The sequence below is a fragment of the Streptomyces palmae genome (assembly GCF_004684805.1).
GTDB lineage: Bacteria > Actinomycetota > Actinomycetes > Streptomycetales > Streptomycetaceae > Streptomyces > Streptomyces palmae.
Genome location: NZ_SRID01000362.1, coordinates 1 through 7,002, shown reverse-complemented (window position 1 = coordinate 7,002; position 7,002 = coordinate 1). Strand labels below are relative to the sequence as shown.

The 7,002-nt window shown below is 73.2% G+C and carries 4 protein-coding genes; 1 reads left to right on the top strand and 3 read right to left on the bottom strand.

The window, feature by feature from the left end; all coding sequences use genetic code 11:
• Nucleotides 1-32: 32 nt before the first annotated feature.
• The gene (locus tag E4099_RS26680) at nt 33-3,251 is read right to left on the bottom strand and encodes a bifunctional [glutamine synthetase] adenylyltransferase/[glutamine synthetase]-adenylyl-L-tyrosine phosphorylase (protein WP_245245192.1); all 3,219 of its coding nucleotides are present in this window, start codon (nt 3,249-3,251) and stop codon (nt 33-35) included.
• A 227-nt stretch (nt 3,252-3,478) separates the two neighbouring features.
• On the bottom strand, nt 3,479-4,045 hold the full coding sequence (locus E4099_RS26675) for a CGNR zinc finger domain-containing protein (protein ID WP_135341681.1): 567 nt from the start codon (nt 4,043-4,045) through the stop codon (nt 3,479-3,481).
• Between the two features lie 85 nt (nt 4,046-4,130).
• Here E4099_RS26675 and E4099_RS26670 point away from each other — a divergent pair, with 85 nt between their 5' ends.
• The gene (locus E4099_RS26670; protein ID WP_209446754.1) at nt 4,131-5,045 is read left to right on the top strand and encodes an alpha/beta fold hydrolase; all 915 of its coding nucleotides are present in this window, start codon (nt 4,131-4,133) and stop codon (nt 5,043-5,045) included.
• 174 nt (nt 5,046-5,219) lie between these two features.
• Here the strand turns inward: E4099_RS26670 and glnA are convergent, their stop codons facing one another.
• Entirely contained in the window at nt 5,220-6,581 is a 1,362-nt protein-coding gene (gene glnA / locus E4099_RS26665; protein WP_135341679.1) for a type I glutamate--ammonia ligase, read from the bottom strand.
• Between the last annotated feature and the right edge of the window lie 421 nt (nt 6,582-7,002).

Genomic DNA, 7,002 nt, shown 5'->3' with positions numbered 1-7,002 from the left:
GAGGCGGGTCCGCGGGGCCGTCGCGGGGGGCCTCAGCTCGGGTAGTCGTAGAACAGTCTTTCCACCACCGCCCGGGCGCGGCGGGTGGCGCGGCGGTAGTCGTCGAGCATCTCGCCCACATGGCCGGGCTCGTAGCCGAGGTAGCGGCCGACGGCGGCCAGCTCCCGGCTCTCGCCGGGGAAGGTGTCGCCGGGGCGCCCCCGGACCAGCATCACCGCGTTGCGCACCCGGGTGGCCAGCACCCAGGCGTCGTCCAGGATCTGCGCGTCGTCGGTGTCGATCAGCCGGGCCGCGTGGGCGGCGGCCAGCGCCTGGCGGGTGCGGGTGGTGCGCAGGCCCGGTTCGGCGTGGCCGTGGCGCATCTGCAACAGCTGTACGGTCCACTCCACGTCGCTCAGCCCGCCGCGGCCCAGCTTGGTGTGGGTGGTGGGATCGGCGCCGCGGGGCAGCCGCTCGGTCTCCATCCGGGCCTTGAGCCGGCGGATCTCCCGTACCGCGTCCTCACTCAGACCGTCGGCCGGGTAGCGCAGCGGGTCGATCAGCTCGATGAAGCGGGCGCCGAGTTCGGGGTCGCCGGCCACCGGTTCGGCGCGCAGCAGGGCCTGGCTCTCCCAGGTCAGCGACCAGCGCCGGTAGTAGGCGGCGTAGGAGGCGAGGGTGCGGACCAGGGGCCCGGACTTGCCCTCCGGCCGCAGGTCGGCGTCGATCAGCAGCGGCGGGTCGGCGGTGGGCAGCTGGAGCAGCCGGCGCATCTCGTTGGCGACGGCGAACGCGGCCCGGGCGGCTTCCTGCTCGTCGACGCCCTCGCGCGGTTCGTGGACGAAGAGCACGTCGGCGTCCGAGCCGTAGCCGAGCTCATGGCCGCCGAAGCGGCCCATGCCGATCACCGCGAAGCGGGTGGGCAGCTCCTCGCCCCGCCCTCCCCCTGCCGAGGCTCCGCTCGACCGGGACGCTCCCCAGGCCACCGCGGCGCGCAGCGCGCCGGCCAGGGTGGCGGCGTTGATGTCGGAGACGGCGCCGCCCACCAGGTCGGCCGCCGCGCCCAGGTCCTCGTGGGCCGGGTCGACCGGCGTACGGGTCGGGTCGGCGGCCAGCCGGCCGGGCTCGGGGTGCGGCGGCGGGACCGTGCCGGAGGGCGCGCTGAAGCGGGGGGATTCGCTGGGGGTGCCGGCCGGGACGGTGGCGCGGTAGGCGCCGATGATGTCCGCCGCCGCGGTACGGAACAGCTCCCGGCGGCGTACCCCGCGGGCCGCCGCCACGGCCTGCTCCCCGCTCTCCGCGCGCCCGACCGCGGCCAGGATCTCCTGTTCCAGGGCGGCCCGGCCGCGCGGGCGCAGCCCTTCGGGGTCGCCGAGCAGGGCCACCGCCTCGGGGGCGCGCAGCAGCAGGTCGGGGGCGAGCCGCCCGGTGGACAGCACCCGCGCCAGGTTCTCCGCGGCGGCGCCCTCGTCGCGCAGCAGCCGCAGGTACCAGGGGGTCTTGCCGAGGGCGTCGGAGACCTTGCGGAAGTTCAGCAGGCCGGCGTCGGGGTCGGCGGAGTCGGCGAACCAGCCCAGCAGCACCGGCAGCAGGGTGCGCTGGATGGCGGCCTTGCGGCTGACCCCGGAGGCGAGTGCCTCCAGGTGCCGCAGCGCCGAGGCGGGGTCGGCGTAGCCGAGCGCCTCCAGCCGCTGCCCGGCGGCCTTGGCGCTGAGCCGGGTGGCGCCGGGCTCCAGCTGGGCGACGGCGTCCAGCAGCGGCCGGTAGAAGAGCTTCTCGTGCAGCCGGCGCACCTCCCGGGCGTGCCGCCGCCACTCCTTGCCCAGTTCGGTCACCGGCTCGGCGCGGAAGCCCAGCGAGCGGCCCAGCCGGCGCAGCTCCGCCTCCTCCTCGGGCATCAGGTGGGTGCGGCGCAGCCGGTAGAGCTGGAGGCGGTGCTCCAGGGTGCGCAGGAAGCGGTAGGCGGAGTCCAGTGCGGCGGCGTCGGCGCGGCCCACGTATCCGCCGGCGGCCAGGGCGGCGAGCGCGTCCAGGGTGGTGCCGCTGCGCAGCGAGGAGTCGGTGCGTCCGTGCACCAGCTGGAGCAGTTGGACGGCGAACTCCACGTCGCGCAGGCCGCCGGGGCCGAGTTTGAGTTCTCTCTCGATCTGGGCGGCGGGGATGTTCTCGACGACGCGGCGGCGCATCTGCTGGACGTCGGGGACGAAGTTCTCGCGGTCTGCGGCCTGCCAGACGAGTGGTTCCACGGCGTCAACGTAAGCCTGGCCGAGTTCTGGATCACCGGCAACTGGCCGAGCCTTGAGCAAGGCTTGGAACTCCCATGTCTTGGCCCAGCGCTGGTAGTACGCCAGATGGCTGGAGAGGGAGCGCACCAGCGGCCCGTTGCGGCCCTCGGGGCGGAGGTTGGCGTCCACCGGCCAGATGGTGCCCTCGGCGGTGGCGTCCGAGCAGATCCGCATCATCCGGGCGGCCAGTCGGGTGGCGGCCCGCAGGCCCCGGGCCTCCTCGGTGCCGGATTCGGGTTCGGCCACGAAGATGACGTCCACGTCGGAGACGTAGTTGAGTTCCCGGCCGCCGCACTTGCCCATGCCGATCACCGCCAGCCGGCAGGCCGCCGCGTCCTGCGGCTGCTCCTCGGCGGCGATGGCCAGCGCGGCGCGCAGGGTGGCGGTGGCCAGGTCGGCCAGTTCGGCGGCGGTCTGGGCGACGTCGGTGGTGCCGCACACGTCCCTGGCGGCGATGCCCAGCAGGGAGCGCCGGTAGGCGGCGCGCAGTGCGTCCGGCCGGGGCCGTCCGGCCGCCTGGTCCCCCCATACGCCCTCGGTCAGCGCCCGCTCGAACTCGGGGGTGGCCGGGTGCAGGTCGGTGGGCTCGTAGGTGACCAGCGACTGCCAGTCCTCGGGGTGCCGGGCGAGGTGGTCGCCGAACGCCTCGGAGGCGCCGAGCACCCCGAGCAGCCGGTCGCGCAGTGGTTTGGCGGTGATCAGGGTGTCCAGCAGGGCCTGCCGCGAGCCGGCCGCCCCCTGCGCCGGTGCGTCCGGTCCGTTCGGTTCGGGCAGTGCCTCCACCAGCCGGACCAGGCCGCGCAGGGCGCCGTCCGGGTCGGCGGTGGCGCCCAGCGCGTCCAGCAGCACCGGGTCCCCGCGGACGCCGGCCAGCTCCGGCAGGTCGAGCAGCCGCTCGGCCGCCGTCAGGTCGGTGAACCCGTATCGCAGCAGCCGTCCGAACCGGCTGTCCCGTCGCCCGTGCAGCACGGCGCACCGCCTCTCCACCGCTCCATGATCACTCTGAGCCTAAGCGCTCCCCTGGGCTCGCGGCCATCGGGCGGCGGGCCGACTGAGCGGTACCGCACCCCGCGCGAGGCGGCGGGCGCTGGACGCGGCCTTCTTCCACCGCGGTGCGCTGTCGCTTTCCGCATCCCGCATCCCACATCCCGCGTCCCGCGTTCTTCGATCGCGGATCGGGACATCAGCGCGTCGTTCCCACCTGACCGAGGGCGTCAGGTGGTGCGGTGGCGCTGGTAGTGGCGGGCGACGCGGACGCGGTTGCCGCAGCGGGCGGCCGAGCACCAGCGACGGCGTGGATGGGCGGGCAGGAAGAGCAGGACGCAGTCCTCGGCCTCGCACTGGCGGACCGCGGCGACCGCCGGGTCGGTGAGCAGGTCGGCGGCGGCTTCGGCCAGCCAGGCCGCCACCTGGGCGGCGGTCGGTCCGGTGCGGCGGCGGGTGGCGGTGACCGCCGTGCCGTTCCAGTCCAGCACGCGGACGGCGGGCGCGGCGTCCTGGGCCCGGGTGAGCGCGTCCAGCGCTTCCGGCGGGGGCCGTTCGCCGCGACGGGCGCCGGCGAGCGCGCGGGCCGTGTGCGCGCGGACTTCCCGCACGGCCTCCACGGTGGCGTCGGTCAGTTCGGCGGCGGCGAACTCGCGTGCTTCCGGGAACCGGTCGGCCTGCAGGAGCAGCCAGGCACGCAGGTCGTCCGGGCCGGTCAGCAGGTCACCGACGGACGGATGGGTGTTGACCAGGTCCAGAGCCAGCGGCTCCCCGGTCAGGGGGGCGGGAGCACTCATGCCTCTAATGCTATCTCCAGCGCTTGACTCGTTAGCCCGTCAGGCGCTATCTCTAATGCATCATTGGCGTGAGAAGGAGTTAGTCATGACGGCATCACCGATCTCGGTCGCCCGCACCGTCCACCGCCATCTCGAGGTCGACGGCGTCCGCGTCTTCTACCGCGAGTCGATTCCGGAGCGCGCGGACGCGCCCGTGCTCCTGCTGCTGCACGGCTTCCCCTCGGGCTCACACCAGTTCCGCCGTCTGATCGACGCCCTCGGCTCCCGGTACCGCCTGATCGCCCCCGACTACCCCGGTTTCGGCCACACCCAGGCCCCGCCCGGCTTCGTCCACACCTTCGACCGTCTCGCCGACATCACCGAAGGCTTCGTGCGGCGGCTCGGCCTGACCCGCTTCGCCATGTATGTGTTCGACTTCGGCGCACCGGTCGGCTTCCGCCTCGCCGAGCGGCACCCCGAACGGATCGCCGGCCTGGTCGTGCAGAACGGCAACGCCTACCAGGAGGGGCTGTCGGACGCGGCCCGCGCCTTCATCGCGTCGCGGCCCGAGACCCCGGGCGCCGAGAAGACCGTCCGCGAGCTGCTCACCCTGCCCGGCACCCGTGGCCAGTACGAGACCGGGGTCCCCGACCCCGAACTGCTGGCCCCCGACGGCTGGACCCTTGACCAGCACTTCCTGGACCTTCCCGGCCGCCAGGACGCCCAGGTGGCGCTGGCCTTCGACTACCGGTCCAACCTCGAACGCTATGACCGGTGGCAGTCCTGGCTGCGTCGGCACGTCCCGCCCGCCCTCGTCACCTGGGGCATCGGGGATCCGTTCTTCACCGAGGCCGGCGCCCGGGCCTACCTGCGCGACCTCCCCGACGCCGAACTCCACCTGTTCGACACCGGCCACTTCGCCCTGGAGACACACCTGCCCGAGATCGCCCCGCTGATCGCCGACTTCCTCGACCGCACCTGGAGCACCGGTGAACGCTTCCGGGGCGAGGACCCGAAGTGACCCCCGCACAGCGGACCGCGCCCGGGAACCCACGACCCTGTCGCCGGCGCACTGAGCCGCTTCCGGCTCAGGGCATCGGCCGACCGACGCGTGTCACGGTCGTCTGACCGAGCACGCACCGGGGGCCGCGGTCATCGACCGCGGCCCCCACGTCCCGCATCGCTCAACCCACGCCTACAGCACCGGCAGGCCCTTGCGCAGCTCGAAGGGGGTCACCTCGGAGCGGTACTCCTCCCACTCCTGCTTCTTGTTGCGCAAGAAGAAGTCGAAGACGTGCTCGCCCAGGGTCTCGGCGACCAGTTCGCTGCGCTCCATCAGGTTGATGGCCTCGCCGAGGTTCTGCGGAAGCGGTTCGATGCCCATCGAGCGGCGCTCGGCGTCGGACAGCGCCCAGACGTCGTCGTCGGCGCCGGCCGGGAGCGCGTACCCCTCCTCGATGCCCTTGAGGCCGGCGGCGAGCAGCACCGCGTAGGCCAGGTAGGGGTTGGCACCGGAGTCCAGGGAGCGCACCTCGACCCGGGTGGAGCCGGTCTTGCCGGGCTTGTAGAGCGGCACCCGGACCAGCGCCGAGCGGTTGTTGTGGCCCCAGCAGATGTACGAGGGGGCCTCGCCGCCGGCGCCCGCGGTGCGGTTGGCGCCGCCCCAGATGCGCTTGTAGGAGTTGACCCACTGGTTGGTGACGGCGGAGATCTCCCCGGCGTGCCGCAGCAGGCCGGCGATGAAGGACCGGCCGACCTTGGAGAGCTGGAACTCGGCGCCGGACTCGTAGAAGGCGTTGCGGTCGCCCTCGAAGAGGGAGAGGTGGGTGTGCATGCCGGAGCCGGGGTGCTCGGAGAACGGCTTGGGCATGAAGGTGGCCTGCACCCCCTGTTCCAGCGCGACCTGCTTCATCACCAGCCGGAAGGTCATGATGTTGTCCGCGGTGGACAGCGCGTCGGCGTACCGCAGGTCGATCTCCTGCTGGCCCGGGCCGCCCTCGTGGTGCGAGAACTCCACCGAGATGCCCATCGACTCCAGCATGGTGATCGCCTGGCGGCGGAAGTCCATGCCCACGTTCTGCGGGGTGTGGTCGAAGTAGCCGGAGGAGTCCGCCGGGACCGGGCGGGAGCCGTCCACCGGCTTGTCCTTGAGCAGGAAGAACTCGATCTCGGGGTGGGTGTAGAAGGTGAAGCCGAGGTCGGAGGTCTTGGCCAGGATGCGCTTGAGGACGTAGCGCGGGTCGGCGTAGGAGGGGGAGCCGTCCGGCATCAGGATGTCGCAGAACATCCGGGCGGTGCCGGGGGCCTCGGCACGCCAGGGCAGGATCTGGAAGGTGCTCGGGTCGGGCTTGGCGATCATGTCGGACTCGTAGACCCGGGCGAAGCCCTCGATGGCCGAGCCGTCGAAGCCGATCCCCTCATCGAACGCCTGTTCAAGCTCGGCGGGTGCCACCGCCACTGACTTCAGGTAGCCGAGCACATCGGCGAACCACAGTCGCACGAACCGGATGTCGCGCTCCTCGAGCGTGCGGAGCACGAACTCCTGCTGCTTGTCCATTCCACCCATCCTCGCAGGTCAGGCCACCCGTTCCCAGGCCGCGTGGCACTTCGGGGGCAGCTGAGCATCCCACCACGCGATGCCGAGTGTGCCGCGCCCGTCGGATCGGGGCGCCTCGTATCGGGTGACCGGACGGCTTCGCTGCCCATACTGCCTGCCGGTGCGTACCCCAGTCAGCGCGAGAACGCGTCTGCGGAACGTCCTGTCCATGCAGTCGTACGGTATCGGCCGCGCACCGCCGTACCGGCGGGTCCGGCGCGGTGGCGGCCCCGGGGAGAGCACCCCGGGGCGGCGGTGGCGTTCCGCCGCCTGGCCCCACGGCATCGGCCTGCCCTCATTGTGGAACACCAGCCCGATCTTGGTCGAACCCGGCACCCCACCCGGCCGCCCGGTCCTCCCCGCGGGCCCGCCACCACGGCAC

Bases quoted from the DNA above. Each gene is read 5' to 3' on its own strand.
- glnA (WP_135341679.1), bottom strand. From the start codon at position 6,581: ATGGACAAGCAGCAGGAGTTCGTGCTCCGCACGCTCGAGGAGCGCGAC.
- E4099_RS26670 (WP_209446754.1), top strand. From the start codon at position 4,131: ATGACGGCATCACCGATCTCGGTCGCCCGCACCGTCCACCGCCATCTC.
- E4099_RS26675 (WP_135341681.1), bottom strand. From the start codon at position 4,045: ATGAGTGCTCCCGCCCCCCTGACCGGGGAGCCGCTGGCTCTGGACCTG.